The sequence below is a fragment of the Pseudomonas sp. MS19 genome, from assembly GCF_013277615.1.
In the GTDB taxonomy this organism is placed as follows: Bacteria; Pseudomonadota; Gammaproteobacteria; order Pseudomonadales; family Pseudomonadaceae; genus Aquipseudomonas; species Aquipseudomonas marincola.
Genome location: NZ_VBTO01000004.1, coordinates 50,431 through 71,222 on the forward strand (window position 1 = coordinate 50,431; position 20,792 = coordinate 71,222).

The window sequence follows — 20,792 nt, forward strand, 5'->3', positions numbered from 1 at the left end:
TAGCCAATGCCTATCTGACGCATTGGTAATCGGTATTTCCCCGCCTGTGATTGCCTGCGTAGTCTGCGCAGCATTCCAACCGTTTCGGATTTACCGTGGCTACCTTGTCCCGGGTATTGGGTAAATCCGCTTTTATCGCGCCGACAATGCGTCGGCAGGAGCTAGCAATGTCCGCACAACGTCATGCTCGTGTGATTATCCTCGGCTCCGGCCCTGCCGGTTATAGCGCTGCTGTCTACGCCGCCCGGGCCAATCTCAAGCCCTTGCTGATTACCGGCATGCAGGCTGGCGGCCAACTAACCACCACTACCGAAGTCGATAATTGGCCCGGTGACGTGCACGGTTTGACCGGCCCGGCCTTGATGCAGCGCATGCAAGAGCACGCCGAACGGTTCGAGACCGAAATCGTTTTCGACCATATCAACGCCGTCGATCTCGCTGGTGCACCATTCACCCTAGTTGGCGACAGCGCCACCTACAGCTGCGACGCGCTGATTATCGCGACCGGCGCGAGTGCCCGCTATCTGGGTTTGCCGAGTGAAGAGTTGTTCATGGGTAAAGGCGTTTCTGCCTGCGCCACCTGCGATGGATTCTTCTACCGCAACCGCGAGGTCGCTGTGGTTGGTGGCGGCAACACGGCGGTGGAAGAGGCATTGTACCTGGCCAATATCGCCAGCAAGGTGACGCTGGTGCATCGCCGCGAAACCTTCCGCGCCGAAAAAATCCTCCAGGACAAACTGCAGGCGCGAATCGCCGAAGGCAAGATCGAGTTACGCCTCAACGCGCAGGTGGATCAGGTGCTGGGTGATGACATGGGCGTAACAGGCGTGCGCTTGCTCAGCAACGATGGCAGCTATAGCGAGTTGAAAGTGGATGGTCTGTTTATGGCCATCGGGCACACGCCCAACACCTCATTGTTCGAGGGCCAGTTGGCACTGAAAGATGGATATCTGGTGGTCAATGGCGGACGCGATGGCAATGCAACAGCGACCAGCGTCGCGGGCGTGTTTGCCGCCGGTGATGTTGCCGATCACGTTTATCGTCAGGCGATTACCTCAGCAGGCGCCGGCTGTATGGCGGCGCTGGATGTAGAGCGTTATCTCGATAGCTTGTGAGGCAGATGCGCAAGCCCCGGCGTTGCCGGGCTTGCACTCGGCGATCAGGCGTTGCGCGTGATCGATTGCTGGCTGAACGATACGCCGGCCAAGCCTGTGGCCATCAATGCACGGATATTGCCGTGGTCGCTGCCATCTGGAGTGGCAACCACGCTGCGATAATGCTCGCCAAAGCACTTGAGCGCTTCTTCATCAGAAAACTTTTCAAGCACAGCCATGCCGAGGGTTTTGCACGAGCCTTCATTTTGCCCTGCAGCATTTTCTACCACGCCGTTGGTAAAGGCGCTGGGTTGATAGGTGTAATGCCCAGCAATGAATTGCAGTGTTTCTGCAAACATGAAGTCATCGCTTTGCAGGCGTGCACGAAAATCATTCAACGCGGTCATTGTTACTCGCTTTTACCGGTTTGCTGTTTGAAAGCGGCCTTCTGATCGGCAGACGCTTCCTTCTGATACTTCTCTTTCCACACCGCGTACGGCATGCCGTAAATCTCTTCACGTGCCTGATCCGGCGTCACATCCAGCCCAAGGTCATCACCCGCCGCCTTGTACCACTTAGACAGGCAATTACGACAGAAACCGGCCATGTTCATCAGGTCGATATTTTGTACATCCGGGCGGCTGCGCAGGTGTTGTACCAGGCTACGGAAGGCAGCAGCTTCGAGTTCGAGGCGTTCTTGCTCGGTCATATGCAGGCTCTCAAAAAACAGCGGGATGTGCTGAGGCGATGATAAAAGCCTCCTCGGCAGACAGCAATGCCTTGCATCAGCTAACCAAGGAGAAGCGAGTAAACGGTTACGCAGCCCGTATCCAAGGTTCGAGAAGCCAATGAATCCAGTCGCGCCCTGTTCCTCCTGCGGAGGAAAAATCGCAGAGAAACGTCGCGAGCGCGGGGAGTACAAGGCGGAACGCAACTCAAAAGCGCAATTTCAATCGAGCAAGCGAGATATCTTGTGATCTAACGCATTGAACCCAGTCGCGCCCTGTTCCTCCAGGCGGAGGAAAAATCGCAGTGAAACGTCGCTAGCGTAGGGAGTACAAGGCGCAGCGCGACTCATAAGCGCATTTTACATCGAGCAAGCGAGATATCTTCTGATCTAACGCTTCTAACCCAGCCGCGCCCTGTTCCTCCTGGCGGAGGAAAAATCGCAGAGAAACGTCGCGAGCGTAGGGAGTACAAGGCGCAGCGCGACTCAAAAGCGCAATTTACATCGAGTAAAGAGTGTTTTTGTTCTGCTCCAGTGCTTTTAACCCAGTCGCGCCCTGTTCCTCCTGTGGAGGAAAAATCACAGAGAAACGTCGCGAGCGCAGGGAGTACAAGGCGCAGCGCGACTCAAAAGCGCAATTTACATCGAGCAAGCGAGATATCTTGTGATCTAACGCTTCTAACCCAGCCGCGCCCTGTTCCTCCTGCGGAGGAAAAATCGCAGAGAAACGTCGCGAGCCCAAGGGTACAAAACGCAGCGCGACTCAAGAGCGCAATTTACATCGAGCAAGCGAGATATCTTGTGATCTAACGCTTTTAACCCAGTCGCGCCCTGTTCCTCCTGCGGAGGAAAAATCGCAGAGAAACGTCGCGAGCGCAGGGAGTACAAGGCGGAACGCGGCTCAAAAGCGCAATTTACATCAAGTAAATGAGCATTTTTAGTCGGGTTCCAACGCAGTAATCCCAAGCGCAGCAGTTTCTCTGTGATTTTTTTTAGCGATGGGCGGCCAGGGTTATCGACACCGATTCGGCGAAGCGCAGCGCATGCGGCTTGTCCACTTCTACCTCGGCGTAACGCACCGCCTGATTGGCCATCACCAGATCGAGAACTTCCTGAGTCAGGCGTTCGAGCAGCGTAAAGCGGTTGCCTTCCACGTGCTGGATGATCGCTTTGGTAATGGTGCGGTAGTTGAGGGCGTGGTCAATATCGTTGTCACGCACCGCCTCGACCGCCGGATACAGAATGGTCAGGTTGATCAACACGTCCTGCTTGTTGTTGATCTCCTCTTCCTTGATACCAATGAAAGTGCGCAGGCGCAGATCCTTGACGCGGATGCGGGCCATCCCGGGTTCCAGTCGCGGCATGCTTAGTTGCTCCGTCCAATCAATTGCAGAAATTCGTGACGAGTGTTGCACGATTCGCGGAAGGCGCCGAGCATCACTGAGGTATTCATCACTGAGTTCTGCTTCTCGACGCCGCGCATCATCATGCACATGTGCTTCGCTTCAATCACCACCGCTACACCGGCCGCGTTGGTAACCTGCTGAATTGCCTCGGCAATCTGGCGTGTGAGGTTTTCCTGAATCTGCAGACGCCTTGCGTACATATCGACTATGCGCGCAATTTTCGACAAGCCCAGCACCTTGCCGGTCGGAATATAAGCCACATGGGCTTTGCCGATAAAGGGCAGCAAGTGATGCTCGCAGAGTGAATACAGCTCGACATCCTTGACGATCACCATCTCGTCGTTGTCCGACGCGAAAAGTGCGCCGTTCACAACTTCCTCCAGGCTCTGCTGGTAGCCGTGACATAAATACTGCATGGCTTTGGCGGCGCGTTTTGGGGTGTCGAGCAAGCCCTCACGTTCAGGGTTTTCGCCGACGCCGAGCAAAATTTCGCGGTAGTTGCCGGTTAACAGGTCAGTCATTTCAAGAGTCCTCGCGGAGCGCCTTATTTAAGGTGGCGGCCGCCGTTTACAGTGAGGGTTGTGCCGGTTGTATAAGGGCTGTCGAGCAGATAGCGCAGGCTCTGGTAGATCACCTGCGGGCCGGGCTCGATTGCCATTACGGATTTGTTCAGGGTTTTCTTGCGATATTCCTCACTGTCCCCGGGATTGAACATGATGAGTGCGGGGGCAATGCAGTTGACCTTGATGTCCGGTGCCAGGCTTGCGGCAAATGACAGCGTCAGATTCTCCGACCCCGCCTTGCTGGCGCAGTAGGCCGGGCGATTGGCGCTGCCTTTGCGCGTGACATCGTCACTGATGTGAATAATGTCGGCAGGCGTAGATTTGCGCAGCAAGTCGGCGCAGTGCAGGTTGATCAGGTAGGGCGCGAGCATGTGCACGGTGAACATCTGGCTGAACGCCTCGGCCTCATTGCCAGGTTCTTCCTTGCGCCACATCGAGGCGTTATGGACAATCGCCCGCAGAGAGTCAGTGTGTTGCTTGAGTGTCGCAATGAACTCAAGAATCGACGATTTTGAGTTGAAGTCGGCGTGCAAAGCGATGGCGCCACGCTCGCGTAGTCGCGCGAGGCTTTCATGCTCGGAGCGGTAAGTGATGATCACAGGTTGGCCTTCATCGAGCAGACGCTCAGCGCAGTACAGGCCCACTCGCTGAGTAGCGCCGGTGATCAGGATGGGGGCACGGTTAGCAGTCATCATCTACTCGATTGTTAAAGTGGCGTGGCACGCTGCTGATGCTATGGCGCTCGGAAAGCTGTGATTAAAGTTATACCAACTGCAATAGTTGTACAAGGATTTGTGGCGGGATAGTTTTGAATAAATGCCCTGTTTTGCCTAAATTTCAGGCGTGTGCAGCGCTGCCAGGCCTTTCTGGCTCACATTCGTCACCCTAATTATTTGTACATTGTTTTTTAGTGTATAGGTTTTGCATCGTTTGCTGTCGAAGATTGCAGCTGCACTGAATAGCCGGGCTTGGTGCCTTTCGATGTTCTCATGCCAGTGAGCGTCGAACGGCTCAACCGTGTTTGGCTGGCAACAGTTGCCTGCTGGACCGTACCTTCCGGTAATTGCGAGCGATTTAAGAGGGCATGTCGCCGCGATGACATCGGCGCGGCTGCTTGGGCAAACGTAGGATTCAGCAGCTCTGTGCGAGGTATTTGCCAGGGCGGCAAATACCTCGCGACAGTAGGGCGGCGATTATTTCAGCGCAATTTTGCAGCGCTCGACGCAATGCCCGCTTGCGGGCGAGTTACTTCACGCGCCTGCAGCCAGGGCGCGAGCAGGCGCGTCGACAGCGGAATGAACAGATAGGTCATCAGCGGCGTCAGCGCGAGTGTGCTGAGCAACACGCGGGTAATCAGCGAGAAATCTGCCAGCAGGCCGCCAAACAGCAGGTTGAAGGCCAGCGAGACAGGGAAGAACGCCAGCCATATGGCCACGCTTTGCTTCCAGCGCGGGGGCTGTTTGTTGGCCGGGCCAAACCATGAGGTAATTCCTGTGGCGCGCTGTTCGGTTGGCTGGGCAAACAAGCCAGCCCCGCGCGACAACCAGGCTTGGCGTGAGGCCGAATGCTCCCATGAGGCGAGCGTTTGCTCATCAGCGAAGCGGAAGATAATTTGGAATTCGTCATCGCCTGGAGGCGGGGCGAGAACGCCGGAGCCCAAGTAGCCAGGAAAGTCAGTCGCCAGATGTTCGCCTTCATGCAGCCAGGCGATTAGGTCGTGATAGCGGCCGTTAGCAACACGGCGCGCCACCATCAGGGTGACGGGTTGTGCAGACATTGTGTATCTCCATTAAGCCTGAGTGCGCGCCAAGGGTGTAGGCGTGCATTACCGCGCTCGGGGTAATGAGCGCTGGTAAAAGACAGGCAAGGATTATTCCGTTTTTTGCAGAATTAGCCAGATCAATCTTTGCAGCGAGGCTTGCGGTTGTCGGCGTTGGCTAAATCGCAGCGTTTTGCACCATTCGGGTGCGGTAGCCAAGCCAGATGCGGGCGCATGAGACAGAACAGGCGGTAGCCGAACTCAATCAGCGGCCTCATGGCTTTCCAGCGCAGCATTGCCACCCAGTGGCCCAGCCCGGCGGCGCACCAACTCCAATAGGTCGCATCGACGCCTTTGACCCATTGGCCGTCGGCGAAGCGGGCGTGCAACAGGTCTTCCATGCTTTGCTGGCTCAGACCCAGCGCATTGGCATCGAATTGCGCGTCGTTGATATCAATGAACAGCAACTTGGCGGGATCAGCTTTTTGCTTGAGCAGGTTGATCTCTCTGGCGCACAGCGGGCAGTCGCCAGCGTAGTAAAGCGTCAGGGGCCAGGAGGGGGAATTGGCCATGATCATCTCCTTGTACATGTTTTGTACAAGGTATGCCGGTAATAGCTGAGTTACAATGCTCAGATCATCAAAAGCGAATGCCTCAGTCATGACCGATATTGTGGATGCGCCATCCCTTACATCGACTGCCCTCAAGGAAGAGGAGCTATTCCCAATCCGCGAAGTATGTCGCCTGACCGGTGTCAATCCGGTCACGCTGCGGGCTTGGGAGCGACGTTATGGTTTGATCCAGCCGGTGCGCACAGACAGCGGTCACCGCCTGTATTCGCTGGCGGATATCGAATCGGTCCGCAGTATTCTGGCGTGGATCGAGCGCGGTGTTACGGTGAGCAAGGTCGGCAAGATTCTGGCTAAAACCACCGCCGTCAAAGCCGCCAGCAGCAAAGGCTATGAGCAGATTACGGCGACTGAGTGGGAACAATGGCAAGCGCAACTGCGCCAAGCCGTGAGCCATTTCGATGAGCCCGCACTCGACCGGCTTTATGGCCAGGTATTTTCCACTTATCCACTGCCTGTCGTGTTTCAGGACGTGTTCATGCCGGTCTGGCAAGAGCTCCTGCTCAATCAGGACCAGTTCGGGCAGACCAGTGAGTGGTTGTTTCTCGATGGTTTTCTGCGTGCCAGAACCCTGCAACGCGCTCATCTGACGCAAGGTCAATACAACGCTAAAGTCCTTCTGGTGGCGCTGCCAGGTGCCTGCCGCGAGCTTGAATTGCTGGTGGCTAGCTTGTTGCTCAGCGGTGGTGACTTCGGCGTGACTGCGCTTGGTCTGGGGCAGCCGCTGAAAGAACTGACGCTGATCTGCGAGAAAACCCGGCCGCGTGGCGTGGTGGTGTTCAGCAACCAGCCGCCGGCTGATGATTTGCCAGCAACCCTCAAGCGTCTGGCGTTGGGTATCAATTGCCCATTGGCGTTTGCCGGCGATGGCGCCGACTTGGCCAGCGACAGCTTGGTTGGCAGCCCAATCGCTTGCCTGGGAAGTGAAGGGCGTTTGATGCAGCGCCGTCTGCAGCAGTTTTTGGCCGGGCATCTGGATACCTGATCAGCCTTACTCTCAAAAAATCTGCTTAGCGTGATCGGAGCAACCTGATTTCGCTGGGCTCGTTCGACCGTTCGGCGGAAATAGCTGTACAGATATTATGCAAATACTATTATTTGTACATGTTTTGGCGCTGCAGCAATCCGCATAACGCACTGCAAGTACGCTAACAGGCTGCGCAACCCGGCGACTCCGAGGCAGCACTATGAGTGGCCGGTTTTTTATTCGATGGTAAGGATTCAAGCCTTACAGATACAACAAACCCGCCAAGCAGGCGGGTTTGTTGTATCTGCGGATCGCTCAGACCTGATGGGCCTGAGGGAAGAGTTCGCGGTGTTTCTCGTAGATGTATTGCTGCAAGCGCTCCTTGCTCACATGGTCGAGCTGCTCAAGGCTGTAGGCGTGCATGCCTTTTTTGGTAGAGCGCACTCGGGTCGCGTGAATAGCGATTGGTTTATCGCCTGGCAACGGCAGCAACTTGTTCAAGGTTTTCGGAGCCGTGCGTTTGTGTCGCTGCTCTACCAGCAGGCCGTGCATGGAGATTTCATGCACCAATAATCCACTGGGTTTGCCATTGCTCAGCCTCAGCTCGACGGCTGGGGTTAATGGCAAGCGCCAGGAACGAGTTGAGTTGGTGTCATCAAAAATCTGCGGTGTGCCCAGTTCCAGGTGCTGTACATGCTGGTCGTCTTCAACCAGTTGCGGGGTGAAGGTCAGGCGCTGACCTTCGAAGTGGGCTTCAATCGTAAGCTGCGCCGTGTTCGCGTAGGCTGCAAGAAGCGTCTTAAGCGGGCCGTCACCATCCACCAAAATTTCTTTAGGGGCTTGATCTACCGGTTTGGCCGGTTTGTACAGGCGCTTGATAAACGCCATTTCGGCCTTGGTAAGAATGGCTTGCTCTTGCATGATTGAACTCGTGACTGCACGCGTGGGTAAACCTCTGACAGCAGAACAGAGTCTTAGTTCGATCTAGGACTGTGTTTTAGCCTCCTCCAATTGCGCTTGAAGTGTAGACAACTGTTTTTCAAGCTGCTTCACGCGCTCCAGAGCATGTACATGTTCTGTGACGTTCTTCTGAATTCCGATGAAGTAGGTCAGTTGATCATGCTCGTTGAATACGGGTGTGATTGACAGCTCATTCCAGAACGGAGTGCCATCTTTTCGATAATTGCGAATGATCTGACGGCAAGGTTCGCGCTTTCTCACAGCCTCACGGATCATGTCCAAGCCCGCCTGGTCACGGTCACCTGCCTGCAGGAAGCGGCAATCCTGGTAGAGGATTTCATCAGCGCTGTAACCGGTGAGCTTTTCGAACGCAGCGTTAGCGTAAATCAGAATATTGTCTTCGCCTTCTTGTTCGGCGACGACAATTCCGTCGTTCGATGCATTTATTACCAGTTGTAACAGTTTGGCGCTGATCATGTGTCTGCTCTCAAGGCTTATTGCCTAATTCTAAAATATCCGGCTGAAGAGTCCAGTTACGGCATAATAATCATCAATTACCTAATGTTTGGAGCTGTTTCTATGAAAGTCGCGATCTTCTCCGGTTCAGTCTATGGCACCGCAGAGGAAGTTGCTCGCCATGCGGCCAAGTTGCTGCAGGCCGCAGGTCTGGGAGCATGGCACAACCCGCGTGCCACTTTAAACGAGGTTCAGGCATTTAATCCGCAGGCGTTTCTGTGTGTGACCTCGACCACCGGCATGGGTGAACTGCCGGATAACCTGCAGCCACTTTATTACGCTATTCGCGACCACCTGCCAGCGTGGTCTGGTTTGCCGGGCGGGGTGATCGCACTCGGCGATTCGAGTTATGGCGACACCTTCTGTGGCGGTGGCGAGCTGGTTCGCGAACTCTATGCCGAGTTGGGCATTAATGAGGCGCTGCCAATGTTGCGGCTGGACTCCAGCGAAAGCGTAACGCCCGAGACTGATGCCGAGCCGTGGTTGGCCGAGTTCATCGCCTTGCTCAAGGCCTGATAATTGTATTGTCCAAGCAAAGCCTGCGTGATGTGACCCGCAAGGTCATTAAGCTGGCTGCTTGGGCAACTAGGCATCGGCGCAGCAGTCGCTAGACTCCAGAGTACTGATAACAATTACTCACAGTACCGAGGTGACCGCGATGACTGCTGCCCAAGCTATTCCCGACGTGAATATCAAAGATCAGGTGTCTGCCGCTGAATGGCAAACCCGAGTAGACCTCGCCGCGTGTTACCGGCTGATTGCGCTGTACGGTTGGGACGACCTGATTTTCACCCACATTTCGGCGAAGATTCCCGGTGTTGATGAGTTTTTAATCAACCCGTTCGGCCTGATGTTCCATGAAATAACCGCCTCCAGCTTGGTGAAAATCGACATCAGCGGCAAAAAGCTGATGGACAGCCCGTATGAGATCAACCCGGCGGGCTACACCATCCACAGCGCCGTGCACGAAGTGCGTCACGACGTAGGATGCGTGGTGCATATCCACACCCCGGCGGGGATTGCCGTTTCGGCGCAGAAGCAAGGGTTGTTGCCGTTGTCTCAGCAGTCGCTGTTCGTGCTGTCGAGTCTGGCGTATCACGGCTACGAAGGCGTGGCTTTGCATCATGAAGAAAAGGCACGCTTGCAGGCGGATTTGGGCGACAAGAACTTCATGATCCTGCCCAACCACGGCCTGCTCACGGCTTCGGCAACTATCGCCGACACCTTCCTGATGATGTTCACCCTGCAGCGCGCCTGCGAAGCGCAGATTATGGCGCAAAGTGGCGGTGGCGAACTTATCCACATCCCGCAGCAAATCCTCGATGGCGCCAAGGCGATGATCGCTGGCGTGATGAAAAGTGCCCAAGGTATGGGCGGCACGCTGGCCTGGCCAGCCCTGCTGCGTAAGCTCGATCAGCAAATGCCGGGCTACGCCAACTAATGGCTCTGGCAGGTATTGCGCTGAGTGATTGGCGCTCTCAGGCGCAGCACTTCAGCTTTAAGGGTCACACCATTGCCTATTGGCAGAGCAGCAACGACTTGAGTCTTCAGCCGTTGCTGCTGATCCATGGTTTCCCGACGGCAAGCTGGGACTGGCACTATCTCTGGCAGCCTCTGGCGCAGCGATTCCGTGTGATCGCCTGCGACATGCTCGGCTTCGGCGACACCGCCAAGCCGCGTGGCCATGCATACAGCCTGCTCGAACAGGCAGATTTACAGCAGGCATTGCTGGCGCATCTGCAAGTCAGCCAGCCTGTGCATATTCTCGCCCATGATTACGGCGACAGCGTGGCGCAGGAGTTGTTGGCGCGTCACGTGGCCGGTAGCTGTGCGCTGGCCAGTTGCGTATTCCTCAATGGCGGGCTGTTTCCTGAAACCCATCATCCGGTGCTGGTGCAGAAACTGTTGCTCAGCCCGCTCGGCGCGTTGTTTGGTAAGCTGTTCTCGAAGAGCGCCCTGGACAAGAGTTTCGCCAGAATATTTGGTGCCAACACCCAGCCAACAGCCGCCGAGCTGGACGACTTCTGGACGCTGATCAGCCAGAGCGATGGCCCCGGCATCATGCATCTGCTGATTCGCTACATGCCCGAGCGCAAGGCGCACCGGGATCGCTGGCTGGCAGCCATGCAAGCGCCGGGCGTGCCATTGCGTTTGATTGATGGCGCGGTTGATCCGATATCGGGCGAGCATATGCTCAATCGTTATCGCCAACTGGTTCCCGATGCCGACACGGTTTTGCTGCCGGGCATTGGCCATTACCCGCAAACAGAGGCGCCCGAGCAGGTGCTTGAGCACTTTCTGGCCTTGCATGACCGGCTGGAAGAAAACTCCCGTCGCGCGTTCGCAAATTAAAGGACGGTAGACGCATGCCCGATAAGGCAGTGGTTATCCCGCTGCCTTATCGGGCACTATTCAGCGGCGGGCGACTTTGTTGTGAGTTGCCACCGGCTGAATGAAACTCGTCGCATTGTTGAAATTGCCCCGGAGTATTGTCATGAGCGCAGCGGTTAGTTTTCAGGATCAAGTAGTCATCGTTACAGGCGCCGGCGGCGGCCTGGGTCGGGCACACGCTTTGTTGTTCGCCAAACACGGCGCCAAGGTTGTGGTTAACGACTTGGGTGGCAGCACGCATGGCGAAGGCGCCAATGCATCGGCGGCGGACAAGGTTGTCGAGGAAATCCGCGCGGCGGGCGGTACTGCGATTGCCAACCATGACTCGGTGACCGACGGTGACAAGATTGTCGCTCACGCCATTGCCGAGTTTGGGCGCATTGATGTGGTGGTCAACAATGCCGGTATCCTGCGCGACAAGACCTTTCACAAGATGGAAGATGCCGACTGGGATCTGGTCTACAAGGTCCATGTCGAGGGTGCTTATAAAGTGACCCGCGCCGCCTGGCCGTATATGCGTGAGCAGGGCTATGGCCGGGTAATCTTCACTGCATCCACCTCAGGTATTTACGGCAACTTCGGCCAGTCCAACTACGGCATGGCCAAGCTGGGTCTTTATGGCTTGACCCGCACGCTCGCCATTGAAGGGCGCAAGAACAACATCATGGTCAACGCGATCGCGCCAACGGGTGGGACGCGCATGACCGAAGGCTTGATTCCGCCGCAGGTGTTCGAACAGCTCAAGCCGGAGCTGGTCAGCCCGCTGGTGGTGTATCTGGCCAGCAATGCCTGCACCGATACATCAGGTTTGTTCGAAGTGGGTGGCGGCTGGATCGGCAAAGTTCGTTGGGAGCGCAGCCTGGGCGCAGGCTTTGATCCGCGTGAAGGGTTCAGCCCTGAAGATGTCGCCGATCACTGGCAGCAGATTTGCGACTTTGAAGGCGCCGCGCATCCGGCTGACAATATCGAAGCACTGAAAGAGATGATGGCCAACTTGCAGAAGTATGCCATCTGACAGCGCGCGAAAGGTTTGACTGAAACGGGCCGCATGGCCCGTTTTTAGTTGCTCTTGCCGATTCCGTATTTGCGCAGGCGAATGGCGATTGCGCTGTGCGATGCGCTCAGCCGTGCGGCCAGCTGGCGGCTTGATGGGTGGCTGGGGTAGAGCTTTTCGAGCAAGGCTTTTTCGAAGCTGGCCACCGCCGCATCGAGGCTGCCGATCTCGCTGTCACTGTGCTGCTGGGCAATGGCTGTTCCGGCGATATCCAAGTCGTCTATCTGCACCAGATTGCTTTCGCAAATCGCCGCCGCACGGAAAATCACGTTCTGCAGTTGGCGCACATTTCCCGGCCAACGATTGCTCAACAGCGCCGGATAGGTTTCAGTCGCCAGACGGCAGACCGGACGCTGGATCTGCGCGCAAGCCTGGCGCATGAAATGGCGGGCCAGCAGCAGAATATCCTGATCGCGTTCGCGCAGCGGCGGCACTTCCAGATTGAGCACATTAAGCCGGTAGTAAAGGTCTTCACGGAAGCCGCCCTCACTGACCATCTGTTCCAGATCGCGGTGTGTGGCGCTGAGAATGCGCACATCAACCTTGACCTCACGCTCACCGCCAACCCGGCGAAAGGTGCCGTCGCTGAGGAAGCGCAACAACTTGGCCTGCAAATAAGGCGACATCTCGCCGATTTCATCGAGAAAAACCGTGCCGTGATTCGCCAGCTCAAGCAGGCCCGGCTTGCCGCCGCGCTGGGCGCCGGTAAACGCGCCTGGCGCGTAACCAAACAGCTCGCTTTCGGCAAGATTCTCCGGCAGGGCAGCGCAGTTGAGCGCCAGAAACGGCTCGTCGCGACGGGCACTGCTGGCATGACATGCACGGGCGACCAGCTCTTTACCGGTTCCGGTTTCGCCATGAATCAGCAGCGGCGCATCCAGTGTGGCAATGCGCTGAGCACGGGTTTTAAGTGTGCGAATCGGTACCGAGTCGCCGAGCAGCGAGTCAAAGCCCTCGGCATGGTCGTGGTGCAGCGCCGACAAGCGCGCGCCGATCCGGCTGGGCTCGTACAGCGTCAACAGCGCGCCAGCGACCTGTAACTGGTTGGGCTCGGCGGTCTCGCTGATCGGCATCGCATCGAGCAACAGTGCGTGGCTATTGAGTGTTACTTCGCGCAAAGGCAGGCGAAAATTCTGCTCCAGCAGCGCATCCAGTATTCCGGGGTCGGTAAATAGCTCAGCGAGTAACTGGCCTTCGGGCTCTTGTTCGCACAAGGCAATCAGCGCCGGGTTCGCCAACAGAATCCGGCCTTCGCCATCGACTGCCATAACCGGGTCTGTCATCGCCGCAAGCAACGCATCGAGCTGCAGACGGCGACGTTGCCCCGGCAAAATATCGACAATGGTGACGGCTTGAACGCCCTGTACATTGAACAGCGCATCACGCAACTCATCCAGCACAGCGGCGCTCAGCGTGGGCGCGTCGATATAGACGTTGGGCGGCACCATCTCGACCGCATCCAGATTCAGGTTGCGCCCACCCAGCAGTGCCAGCACTTCCTGAGTGATGCCAACGCGGTCAATGAAAGTTACGTGGATGCGCATACGGTCAACTGGCAGTAAGAATCAGGGCGTCAGTATGCCTTGTCCGTGGCGCTTAGTTAACCGCAGGTAATGCGGTCGATTACGTCAGCCTCGTCGGTGTCGATGTTCAGGCGGGTAGGGTTGTAGTCGAGGGTCATCGGGTCGCTTGGGCCGAGTACGCGAGAGGTTTTGGCGCCGCTGGCTGTGCGCATTTTCTTGACCAGTTCCGGGGTGACGCTTTTGCCGAGCATATTTTGCACCGCAGAGGCATCGCAGCGCCCGCCGAGGCTCGATGCCGGGGCGGCTTCATCCGTGCTGTCGACTGAGCTGCAAGCAGTAAGTACGGTCAGGCAAGCGAGGCCCACGAGATGTTTGAATTGCATGATGTTCTCCTCTTAATCGAATTCCTTGGTGAACAGACTGTTCAATTTTATCCGGCAAGGCAAGCGTAATGGGCCTGTGTATTGCCTTAAGACACTATCGGACTGCACTCTGCAGTCTGCGTTCCTTGTGCATTTAACCCGTATTCAATGATTTTGACGGTAGGTCAGCAGGACAATTGCGCTTATCACGATCAGCGCGCCGACCATCTGGATCGGGCTCAATACCTGACCCAATATCACCCAGCCGAGTATCAGCGTAGCTACAGGCTCGACGTTCATGACCGAGACATTCTTCGGCATGTCCAGGCGCGGCATGCTGATGAATAGAATTGAGAAGCCGCTGCTGTAAAGCACGCCGACAATTGCCAGCGCTATCCAGCCGGTGGCGGCGCTGGGCAACGCCAGGCCGTTCTCGATCAAGCCGCTGAAGCCGGCAATCAGGCTGCTGCTGAAAACGACGGCCATGGTCAGCATGCTGCGTACCGAACCGCGCACGCTTGAAAGTTTATGTTCGGTTAGCCACAGGGCGCAGGCGAAGGCACACGCCGCGCATAAGGCCAGGGCTATTCCCAATAGCCAGACCGTGCGTGGCAGTTCTGCTTCGCCGACGCTGCCCTGAAGGCGCGCTGGCACATCCAAGGCCAGTAGTAAGCCGAGCAAAATGACGCCCATCAGCACGGCGGTGCGCCGGGTAGGTGCCGGGCCACCCAATGCCCAGGTCAAAAGGGCCAGCACCATCGGAAAGGTGTTACCCACCAGTAATGCCAGTGCGACCGGAATGCGCGCCACTGCGCTGTACAAACATAAACTCTGGATGGCGATGCACAGGCCGAGCAGAGCTTGCCAGCGCCAGGCACCTTGGGGCATGGCGATGGGTTGGCGTTGATACAGCACCAGGCTGCCCAGAATCAGCAGGGTTACGCCGCTGCGGCAGAGCACCGCGAGCATGACGCCGGTGTCGTGATCAAACGCGACCCGGGCCGCCACATGGTTGGCGCCGAATGTACAGGCCAGCAGCGCCAGCATGGTGACGGCAATGTGCCGCGGAAATTGACTGGGTTGTGTGCTTTGGGTCGAGGGTGTCATAAACGACTACATTAATGGTTTGCAGCAGTGAAGGCCGGGCAGGTTAGCCTATTTAGAGCGCCGCGTGGGTCGCACTTTGGTCTATTCAATAAACGGCGGCGCGGTAAATGTGTGGTGTGCGTGCACCGGTTTATTTCCCTACAATCGTATTTTCCCCCGCAGATAAGGTGTTGCTGTGCAGCCGGTAATTTCGATTCAGCAACTGAGCAAGACATACGCGTCCGGCCATCCGGCGCTGAAAACCATCAATCTGGATATCCACAAGGGCGAGATATTTGCGCTGCTGGGCCCCAATGGCGCGGGTAAAACCACGCTGATCAGCATTATCTGCGGCATCGTTAATCCGGGTGGCGGCAAGGTGCTGGTTGACGGGCACGACATCATCAGTGATTACCGTGCGGCTCGCTCCAAGATAGGCCTGGTGCCACAAGAGTTGTTTAACGAGGGCTTCGAAAGCGTGCTGGCCACGGTCAAGTTCACGCGCGGCTTGTTCGGCAAGGCACCGGACCCGGCTTACCTCGAACAGCTGCTGCGCGATCTTTCTCTGTGGGACAAGCGCGATGCGCGGATTTTCGAGTTGTCCGGCGGCATGAAGCGCCGCGTGATGATTGCCAAGGCGCTGTCGCACCAACCGCAAATTCTGTTCCTCGATGAGCCGACCGCTGGTGTTGATGTGGAGCTGCGCCGCGATATGTGGAACATGGTGCGCGGGCTGCGTGAGCGCGGCGTGACGATCATTCTGACCACTCATTACATTGAGGAAGCCGAGGAAATGGCTGACCGGATCGGGGTGATCAGCCGCGGTGAAATCATTCTGGTCGAAGACAAACAAGCGCTGATGCATAAGCTGGGCAAGAAGCAGCTCACCCTGCAATTGCAGCAACCGCTGGCGAGCATTCCTGAGCAACTCAATCACTACACCCTTGAGCTTGTCGATGATGGACATGCGCTGGTTTACACCTTCGATACCCAGCGTGAGCACACCGGTATTGCCGAATTGCTGAAAGATCTGGCGCAACGCGGTATCGATTTTAAAGACCTGCAGTCCAGCCAGAGTTCGCTGGAAGAGATCTTTGTCAGCCTGGTGCATGGCCGATGAACAGCGCAGTCGCCACTTGCCAGTCAGACATTCGATTTTTGGGGAACCGTTCATGAACCTTTATGCAATTCGCTCGATTTACTTGTTCGAGCTGGCGCGCACCTGGCGCACCTTGCTGCAAAGCATTGCCACGCCGGTAATTTCGACGTCACTGTATTTTGTGGTGTTCGGTTCGGCAATTGGCGCAAGCATGACGCAGGTGCACGGTGTCAGTTATGGCGCATTCATCGTGCCGGGCCTGATGATGCTGGCCTTGCTCACCGAGAGTATTTCCAATGCCTCTTTCGGCATCTACATGCCCAAGTATTCGGGGACTATTTATGAGGTGCTGTCGGCGCCTGTCTCTTACCTGGAAATCTTGATCGGTTATGTCGGCGCGGCCGCGACCAAGTCGATCATCCTTGGCTTGATCATCCTCTTCACGGCGCAGTTCTTTGTCGATTTCGAGATACTCCACCCGTTCTGGATGGGGGCATTTCTGGTGCTCACCGCCGTTACCTTCAGCCTGTTCGGTTTCATCATCGGCGTGTGGGCGGATGGTTGGGAGAAGCTGCAAATCGTGCCAGCCCTGATCGTCACCCCTCTGACCTTTTTAGGCGGCAGTTTTTACTCGATCAGTATGTTGCCGGAGTTCTGGCAAACCGTGACCCTGTTCAATCCGGTGGTGTATCTGATCAGTGCGTTTCGCTGGAGCTTCTACGGCGTTTCAGACGTCAATGTGCTGGTTAGCGTGGGCATGATTCTCGGCTTTCTGGTGTTGTGCATCGCCACTGTCGGCTGGATATTCAAGACCGGTTATCGCCTGAAAAGCTAAGCGCTTTTTGTGATCTGCCAGCGTCGGTTTTATGGAGCCGACGCGAGAGGCAAATGGCTCGCCGATAAGGGAGATTGGCTACTGGCCACTACACGCGCTCTAGAAATGTAAAATTACGTGATGTTTATCACGTTTTCGATGTAGCCTACGTGCTGGAAGTTGGGCGTAGGAGATTGCTTAAATGGATGTAAGAGACAAACAGCTTGCTCAGCTCATGAGCCTGTATTCGCGCACCCTGACTCATCTGACCGCAGCCCTCGCCGACATGTCGTTCGAGCTGATGCGCAGCAGCGATGAAGTCGCCAAGCAGGCCGGTCAACGCATGATCAATCATGTCACCCAGATTGGGGCTGGCCTTGATCAGCAATGGCCATTGATTGCCGCCATCACCGGTGAGTCGGTCGAGGATGAGCCTGAACCACCCGTGACCGAAGTCCAACTGCTGGGCGTTGACGAAATCCAAACCTGAGCAAGCGATTCAGTGGGTAAACGCTATAGATATTAAAAAGCCCGACATGCATTTAGCAGTCGGGCTTTTGTGTTTGAAATAGAGGCAAACCTATTTCAGGGCTAAGCCGCCCAGCGCTTATTCGACGCTTTGCTCGTCGAGTTTCTTGCTGCGCCAGCCCTTGCCGCCTGGCAGTAGCAGGTTGAGCAGGATGGCGACAATCCCGCACAGCGAGATGCCTTTCAGGCTGACATCACCCGCGCCAATCACCATGCCGCCAATGCCGAACACCAGCGTTACGGCGACGATTACCAGGTTGCGTGCCTCGGACAGGTCAACCTGATGGCGAATCAGCGTGTTCAGGCCGACTACCGCAATCGAGCCGAACAGCAGGCACAGAATCCCGCCCATCACCGGCACCGGAATGCTCTGCAGCAGCACGCCGAACTTGCCAACAAAGGCCAGTACGATCGCAATCATAGCGGCCCACACCATGACCTTTGGATTGAAGTTCTTGGTCAGCATCACCGCGCCAGTCACCTCGGAGTAGGTGGTGTTGGGCGGGCCGCCGAGCATGCCAGCGGCCGAAGTGGCCAAGCCATCGCCCAGCAAGGTGCGATGCAGGCCGGGTTTTTTCAGGTAGTTTTTCCCCGTTACGGTGCTGATCGCCAGCACATCGCCAATGTGTTCGATGGCCGGGGCAATGGCGACCGGCAGCATGAACAATATTGCGCTCCAGTTCAGTTCAGGGGCGACGAATTTCGGAATGGCGAACCACGGCGCGGCGACAACGTTGCTGAAGTCGATTACGCCAAGAAACCAGGAAAGACTGAAACCCACGGCAACGCCCATCAGAATCGGCACCAGACGCAGAATGCCCGAGCCGATAACGGCGACAATCAGGGTGGTGACCAGTGCCGACATCGAGATAATCAACGCCGTATCGTTCGGGATAAGCTGGGCGCTGCCATCACCGGCTTTGCCCATCGCCATGTTGGCCGCAACCGGCGCCAGGCCAAGGCCGATAGACATGATTACCGGGCCGATGACCACGGGTGGCAGCAGGCGGTCGATGAAGCCGGTGCCGTTGAATTTAACCAGCGCGGACAGCAGCATGTAGACCATGCCGGCGGCGACCAAACCCCCGAGCGTGGCGGGTAGCCCGAAGTCAGCCTTGGAGGCCAGAATCGGTGCAATAAAGGCAAAGGACGAGGCCAGAAATACCGGCACCTGGTTCTTGGTAACAATATGGAAAATCAGCGTACCAATGCCGGCAGTGAACAGTGCAACGTTGGGGTCCATGCCGGTAATCAGCGGCATCAGCACCAGTGCGCCAAATGCTACGAAGAGCATTTGCGAACCGGCAAGCGCCTGACGCCACGTCGAGTCGCGAGTGTGATCGTCGAGCATGCTCAAGCGTCCTTCTGCTTGGTGCCGAAGATCTTGTCGCCCGCATCGCCGAGGCCCGGAATGATGTAGCCATGCTCGTTGAGTTTTTCATCGACGGAGGCGGTGTAGATCGTCACGTCCGGATGCGCATCCTGCACCGCCTTGATGCCTTCTGGTGCGGCAACCAGCACCATGGCGCGAATATTGGTGCTGCCAGCTTTCTTGAGCAGGTCGATGGTCGCCACCATGGAGCCGCCAGTAGCCAGCATCGGGTCGATGATCATGGCCATGCGCTCGTCGATTTCCGGTACCAGTTTTTCCAGATAGGTGTGCGCCTGCAGCGTTTCTTCATTACGCGCCACACCCACAGCACTCACCTTGGCGCCTGGAATCAGGCTAAGTACACCTTCGAGCATGCCAATGCCTGCACGCAAAATAGGGACTACAGTGATCTTCTTGCCGGAGATTTTTTCGACCTGAACCGGGCCACACCATCCCGGAATTTCGTAGTTTTCAAGCGGCAGGTCTTTGGTTGCTTCATAAGTCAGCAGGGCGCCGACTTCCTGTGCCAGTTCGCGAAAATTTTTGGTGCTGATATCGGCGCGGCGCATGAGGCCGAGTTTATGACGAATAAGCGGGTGACGAATTTCATGGACTGGCATGGCGGGTTCTCCGGCAAAACGGGCAAAAAGTGCGTTAGATTAAAGCATCGGCGAGCGTGTCGGGGGTTGTATGACGAGGAACAAACTTTCTAATAATAGAAGTGTGTGCGGGTCATGCAGTTGATTCGCGGCAATTGTCGCTTAGATTGCTGACATTTTCCGCAAATAGATCTTCGTTCGTCTATGAGGGCTTGCTCCTTGGCAGGCACATGCGTACCTTTGCCGGCTTTTATTTTGACCAACAATGCGTCAACCACGAGGAAATACCATGCCCGCTGATCTCGCGCACATCCGTCAAGTTATGGCTGAAGCCGACTGTATCTACACCGAGGCAGAGGTTGAGGCGTCCATCTGCCAGGTTGCAGATGCCATTAACAGCCAATTGGCTGACAGCAACCCAGTGGTTTTTTGCGTCATGAACGGCGGCCTGATTTTCTCTGGCAAGTTGGTGCCCAAGCTCAATTTCCCGTTGGAGCTTTCCTACCTGCACGCCACGCGTTATCGCAACCAAACCAGCGGCGGCGAACTGTTCTGGAAAGCCAAGCCGGAAATTTCGTTTATTGACCGCGATGTGTTGATCATTGATGACATTCTCGATGAAGGCCACACCCTGGGCGCGATCATCGACTTCTGTCACCACGCCGGTGCGCGCGCTGTGCACACTGCCGTGCTGATCGATAAAGACCACGACCGCAAGGCGCGTCCGGAACTCAAAGCCGACTTCGTGGGCTTGCCGTGCGTTGACCGTTACATCTTCGGTTACGGCATGGATTACAAAGGCTACTGGCGTAACGCACCGGGCATCTATGCCATTAAAGGCATGTAAACAGATGAGCACTCCGGCATTCATCGATCAGGCTCTGTTTGCTCAGCTTGCGGCCAACGCGGCACAAAGCCCGCGACAGCGCCAGCATCACAACTTCCACGAGATGAGCGACCCTTGTCATCGGTTGGCGGTTGGTTTGCAGCCCGATACATACATTGCGCCGCACCGGCATCTGAGTGCAGATAAAGCGGAAACCTTGCTGGTGCTCAAAGGCCGGCTGGGTTTGTTGCTGTTCAACACAGATGGCAGCCTGCAAGGTACGCGAGTTCTGGCGGCAAATGCCGATTGCGTCGGAGTTGATATTCCGCCCGGCGTGTTTCATGCGCTGATCGTGCTTGAGGCCGACAGCATTCTGTTTGAGTGCAAGGCCGGGCCTTACCGTGCGCTTGTCGAGGGCGAGATTGCTGCATGGGCGCCGGTTGAGGGAACGCCCGAAGTTGCCGCGTACCGAGACTGGATGCGCGCGCAATTCGCCTGAATCGGCGTTGAGCGCAGG

At 56.5% G+C, this 20,792-nt stretch carries 25 protein-coding genes; 11 read left to right on the top strand and 14 right to left on the bottom strand.

Annotated elements, in window-relative coordinates:
* The first annotated feature begins 167 nt into the window (after positions 1-167).
* Positions 168-1,115: a thioredoxin-disulfide reductase gene (gene trxB / locus FEZ62_RS01420; protein ID WP_172926580.1), complete on the top strand. Its 948-nt coding sequence runs from the start codon at positions 168-170 to the stop codon at positions 1,113-1,115.
* Positions 1,116-1,159: 44 nt separating this feature from the next.
* Here the strand turns inward: trxB and FEZ62_RS01425 are convergent, their stop codons facing one another.
* From FEZ62_RS01425 to FEZ62_RS01455, 7 genes are all read right to left on the bottom strand, one after another.
* Positions 1,160-1,501: a HopJ type III effector protein gene (locus FEZ62_RS01425; protein ID WP_172926581.1), complete on the bottom strand. Its 342-nt coding sequence runs from the start codon at positions 1,499-1,501 to the stop codon at positions 1,160-1,162.
* A 2-nt stretch (positions 1,502-1,503) separates the two neighbouring features.
* Entirely contained in the window at positions 1,504-1,803 is a 300-nt protein-coding gene (locus FEZ62_RS01430) for a DUF1244 domain-containing protein (RefSeq protein WP_069902092.1), read from the bottom strand.
* Positions 1,804-2,813: 1,010 nt separating this feature from the next.
* A complete protein-coding gene (gene folX, locus FEZ62_RS01435) occupies positions 2,814-3,185 on the bottom strand; it encodes a dihydroneopterin triphosphate 2'-epimerase (protein WP_172926582.1) in 372 nt (123 codons plus the stop codon).
* Positions 3,186-3,187: 2 nt separating this feature from the next.
* Entirely contained in the window at positions 3,188-3,748 is a 561-nt protein-coding gene (gene folE / locus FEZ62_RS01440; protein ID WP_069902094.1) for a GTP cyclohydrolase I FolE, read from the bottom strand.
* Positions 3,749-3,771: 23 nt separating this feature from the next.
* The gene (gene folM, locus FEZ62_RS01445; protein ID WP_172926583.1) at positions 3,772-4,482 is read right to left on the bottom strand and encodes a dihydromonapterin reductase; all 711 of its coding nucleotides are present in this window, start codon (positions 4,480-4,482) and stop codon (positions 3,772-3,774) included.
* A gap of 506 nt (positions 4,483-4,988) precedes the next feature.
* Positions 4,989-5,567 (bottom strand): antibiotic biosynthesis monooxygenase, encoded by a 579-nt coding sequence (locus FEZ62_RS01450; RefSeq protein ID WP_172926584.1) that lies wholly within the window; start codon positions 5,565-5,567, stop codon positions 4,989-4,991.
* A gap of 122 nt (positions 5,568-5,689) precedes the next feature.
* Complete coding sequence (locus FEZ62_RS01455) at positions 5,690-6,121, bottom strand: DUF393 domain-containing protein (protein ID WP_242454860.1); 432 nt, start codon at positions 6,119-6,121, stop codon at positions 5,690-5,692.
* An 88-nt stretch (positions 6,122-6,209) separates the two neighbouring features.
* Between FEZ62_RS01455 and FEZ62_RS01460 the strand changes: the two genes are divergently transcribed.
* Positions 6,210-7,163: a MerR family transcriptional regulator gene (locus tag FEZ62_RS01460; RefSeq protein ID WP_090515156.1), complete on the top strand. Its 954-nt coding sequence runs from the start codon at positions 6,210-6,212 to the stop codon at positions 7,161-7,163.
* Positions 7,164-7,460: 297 nt separating this feature from the next.
* Here the strand turns inward: FEZ62_RS01460 and FEZ62_RS01465 are convergent, their stop codons facing one another.
* Together FEZ62_RS01465 and FEZ62_RS01470 are read right to left on the bottom strand one after the other, a co-directional pair.
* Positions 7,461-8,066 carry a hypothetical protein gene (locus FEZ62_RS01465; RefSeq protein ID WP_172926585.1) on the bottom strand — a complete coding sequence of 202 codons (606 nt, stop codon included), beginning with the start codon at positions 8,064-8,066 and terminating at the stop codon, positions 7,461-7,463.
* Between the two features lie 63 nt (positions 8,067-8,129).
* Positions 8,130-8,582 carry a PAS domain-containing protein gene (locus FEZ62_RS01470; protein ID WP_090515151.1) on the bottom strand — a complete coding sequence of 151 codons (453 nt, stop codon included), beginning with the start codon at positions 8,580-8,582 and terminating at the stop codon, positions 8,130-8,132.
* Between the two features lie 102 nt (positions 8,583-8,684).
* Between FEZ62_RS01470 and FEZ62_RS01475 the strand changes: the two genes are divergently transcribed.
* The 4 genes from FEZ62_RS01475 (at position 8,685) to FEZ62_RS01490 (ending at position 12,027) form a co-directional block, all read left to right on the top strand.
* A complete protein-coding gene (locus FEZ62_RS01475) occupies positions 8,685-9,137 on the top strand; it encodes a flavodoxin (RefSeq protein ID WP_172926586.1) in 453 nt (150 codons plus the stop codon).
* Positions 9,138-9,279: 142 nt separating this feature from the next.
* Positions 9,280-10,062 (top strand): class II aldolase/adducin family protein, encoded by a 783-nt coding sequence (locus tag FEZ62_RS01480; protein ID WP_150548394.1) that lies wholly within the window; start codon positions 9,280-9,282, stop codon positions 10,060-10,062.
* Positions 10,062-10,973, top strand: a complete 912-nt coding sequence (locus tag FEZ62_RS01485) for an alpha/beta hydrolase (RefSeq protein WP_172926587.1) — start codon at positions 10,062-10,064, stop codon at positions 10,971-10,973. The genes FEZ62_RS01480 and FEZ62_RS01485 overlap by 1 nt, the downstream gene beginning before the upstream one ends.
* 142 nt (positions 10,974-11,115) lie before the next feature.
* Positions 11,116-12,027, top strand: coding sequence for an SDR family oxidoreductase (locus FEZ62_RS01490; protein WP_069902103.1), 912 nt, complete (start codon positions 11,116-11,118; stop codon positions 12,025-12,027).
* Between the two features lie 44 nt (positions 12,028-12,071).
* On the opposite strand, the gene FEZ62_RS01495 is transcribed toward FEZ62_RS01490, so the two are convergent.
* The 3 genes from FEZ62_RS01495 to FEZ62_RS01505 form a co-directional block, all read right to left on the bottom strand.
* Entirely contained in the window at positions 12,072-13,610 is a 1,539-nt protein-coding gene (locus FEZ62_RS01495; protein ID WP_069902104.1) for a sigma-54-dependent transcriptional regulator, read from the bottom strand.
* Between the two features lie 56 nt (positions 13,611-13,666).
* Positions 13,667-13,972, bottom strand: coding sequence for an I78 family peptidase inhibitor (locus FEZ62_RS01500; RefSeq protein ID WP_069902115.1), 306 nt, complete (start codon positions 13,970-13,972; stop codon positions 13,667-13,669).
* Between the two features lie 144 nt (positions 13,973-14,116).
* On the bottom strand, positions 14,117-15,058 hold the full coding sequence (locus FEZ62_RS01505; protein WP_172926588.1) for a DMT family transporter: 942 nt from the start codon (positions 15,056-15,058) through the stop codon (positions 14,117-14,119).
* A 175-nt stretch (positions 15,059-15,233) separates the two neighbouring features.
* On the opposite strand from FEZ62_RS01505, the gene FEZ62_RS01510 reads away from it, so the two are divergent.
* The 3 genes from FEZ62_RS01510 (at position 15,234) to FEZ62_RS01520 (ending at position 17,440) form a co-directional block, all read left to right on the top strand.
* The gene (locus FEZ62_RS01510; protein WP_069902117.1) at positions 15,234-16,157 is read left to right on the top strand and encodes an ABC transporter ATP-binding protein; all 924 of its coding nucleotides are present in this window, start codon (positions 15,234-15,236) and stop codon (positions 16,155-16,157) included.
* A gap of 52 nt (positions 16,158-16,209) precedes the next feature.
* Positions 16,210-16,971, top strand: coding sequence for an ABC transporter permease (locus FEZ62_RS01515; RefSeq protein WP_069902158.1), 762 nt, complete (start codon positions 16,210-16,212; stop codon positions 16,969-16,971).
* Positions 16,972-17,152: 181 nt separating this feature from the next.
* The gene (locus FEZ62_RS01520; protein WP_172926589.1) at positions 17,153-17,440 is read left to right on the top strand and encodes a hypothetical protein; all 288 of its coding nucleotides are present in this window, start codon (positions 17,153-17,155) and stop codon (positions 17,438-17,440) included.
* 117 nt (positions 17,441-17,557) lie between these two features.
* Here the strand turns inward: FEZ62_RS01520 and FEZ62_RS01525 are convergent, their stop codons facing one another.
* Positions 17,558-18,829, bottom strand: a complete 1,272-nt coding sequence (locus tag FEZ62_RS01525) for a uracil-xanthine permease family protein (protein ID WP_172926590.1) — start codon at positions 18,827-18,829, stop codon at positions 17,558-17,560.
* A gap of 2 nt (positions 18,830-18,831) precedes the next feature.
* Complete coding sequence (upp, locus tag FEZ62_RS01530; RefSeq protein ID WP_069902120.1) at positions 18,832-19,470, bottom strand: uracil phosphoribosyltransferase; 639 nt, start codon at positions 19,468-19,470, stop codon at positions 18,832-18,834.
* 268 nt (positions 19,471-19,738) lie between these two features.
* Here upp and FEZ62_RS01535 point away from each other — a divergent pair, with 268 nt between their 5' ends.
* Both FEZ62_RS01535 and FEZ62_RS01540 read left to right on the top strand, forming a co-directional pair.
* Positions 19,739-20,296, top strand: a complete 558-nt coding sequence (locus FEZ62_RS01535; protein ID WP_069902121.1) for a hypoxanthine-guanine phosphoribosyltransferase — start codon at positions 19,739-19,741, stop codon at positions 20,294-20,296.
* Positions 20,297-20,300: 4 nt separating this feature from the next.
* A complete protein-coding gene (locus FEZ62_RS01540; RefSeq protein WP_172926591.1) occupies positions 20,301-20,774 on the top strand; it encodes a WbuC family cupin fold metalloprotein in 474 nt (157 codons plus the stop codon).
* Positions 20,775-20,792: the final 18 nt, after the last annotated feature.

Bases quoted from the DNA above. Each gene is read 5' to 3' on its own strand.
- trxB (WP_172926580.1), top strand. From the start codon at position 168: ATGTCCGCACAACGTCATGCTCGTGTGATTATCCTCGGCTCCGGCCCT.
- FEZ62_RS01425 (WP_172926581.1), bottom strand. From the start codon at position 1,501: ATGACCGCGTTGAATGATTTTCGTGCACGCCTGCAAAGCGATGACTTC.
- FEZ62_RS01430 (WP_069902092.1), bottom strand. From the start codon at position 1,803: ATGACCGAGCAAGAACGCCTCGAACTCGAAGCTGCTGCCTTCCGTAGC.
- folX (WP_172926582.1), bottom strand. From the start codon at position 3,185: ATGCCGCGACTGGAACCCGGGATGGCCCGCATCCGCGTCAAGGATCTG.
- folE (WP_069902094.1), bottom strand. From the start codon at position 3,748: ATGACTGACCTGTTAACCGGCAACTACCGCGAAATTTTGCTCGGCGTC.
- folM (WP_172926583.1), bottom strand. From the start codon at position 4,482: ATGACTGCTAACCGTGCCCCCATCCTGATCACCGGCGCTACTCAGCGA.
- FEZ62_RS01450 (WP_172926584.1), bottom strand. From the start codon at position 5,567: ATGTCTGCACAACCCGTCACCCTGATGGTGGCGCGCCGTGTTGCTAAC.
- FEZ62_RS01455 (WP_242454860.1), bottom strand. From the start codon at position 6,121: ATGGCCAATTCCCCCTCCTGGCCCCTGACGCTTTACTACGCTGGCGAC.
- FEZ62_RS01460 (WP_090515156.1), top strand. From the start codon at position 6,210: ATGACCGATATTGTGGATGCGCCATCCCTTACATCGACTGCCCTCAAG.
- FEZ62_RS01465 (WP_172926585.1), bottom strand. From the start codon at position 8,066: ATGCAAGAGCAAGCCATTCTTACCAAGGCCGAAATGGCGTTTATCAAG.
- FEZ62_RS01470 (WP_090515151.1), bottom strand. From the start codon at position 8,582: ATGATCAGCGCCAAACTGTTACAACTGGTAATAAATGCATCGAACGAC.
- FEZ62_RS01475 (WP_172926586.1), top strand. From the start codon at position 8,685: ATGAAAGTCGCGATCTTCTCCGGTTCAGTCTATGGCACCGCAGAGGAA.
- FEZ62_RS01480 (WP_150548394.1), top strand. From the start codon at position 9,280: ATGACTGCTGCCCAAGCTATTCCCGACGTGAATATCAAAGATCAGGTG.
- FEZ62_RS01485 (WP_172926587.1), top strand. From the start codon at position 10,062: ATGGCTCTGGCAGGTATTGCGCTGAGTGATTGGCGCTCTCAGGCGCAG.
- FEZ62_RS01490 (WP_069902103.1), top strand. From the start codon at position 11,116: ATGAGCGCAGCGGTTAGTTTTCAGGATCAAGTAGTCATCGTTACAGGC.
- FEZ62_RS01495 (WP_069902104.1), bottom strand. From the start codon at position 13,610: ATGCGCATCCACGTAACTTTCATTGACCGCGTTGGCATCACTCAGGAA.
- FEZ62_RS01500 (WP_069902115.1), bottom strand. From the start codon at position 13,972: ATGCAATTCAAACATCTCGTGGGCCTCGCTTGCCTGACCGTACTTACT.
- FEZ62_RS01505 (WP_172926588.1), bottom strand. From the start codon at position 15,058: ATGACACCCTCGACCCAAAGCACACAACCCAGTCAATTTCCGCGGCAC.
- FEZ62_RS01515 (WP_069902158.1), top strand. From the start codon at position 16,210: ATGAACCTTTATGCAATTCGCTCGATTTACTTGTTCGAGCTGGCGCGC.
- FEZ62_RS01520 (WP_172926589.1), top strand. From the start codon at position 17,153: ATGGATGTAAGAGACAAACAGCTTGCTCAGCTCATGAGCCTGTATTCG.
- FEZ62_RS01525 (WP_172926590.1), bottom strand. From the start codon at position 18,829: ATGCTCGACGATCACACTCGCGACTCGACGTGGCGTCAGGCGCTTGCC.
- upp (WP_069902120.1), bottom strand. From the start codon at position 19,470: ATGCCAGTCCATGAAATTCGTCACCCGCTTATTCGTCATAAACTCGGC.
- FEZ62_RS01535 (WP_069902121.1), top strand. From the start codon at position 19,739: ATGCCCGCTGATCTCGCGCACATCCGTCAAGTTATGGCTGAAGCCGAC.
- FEZ62_RS01540 (WP_172926591.1), top strand. From the start codon at position 20,301: ATGAGCACTCCGGCATTCATCGATCAGGCTCTGTTTGCTCAGCTTGCG.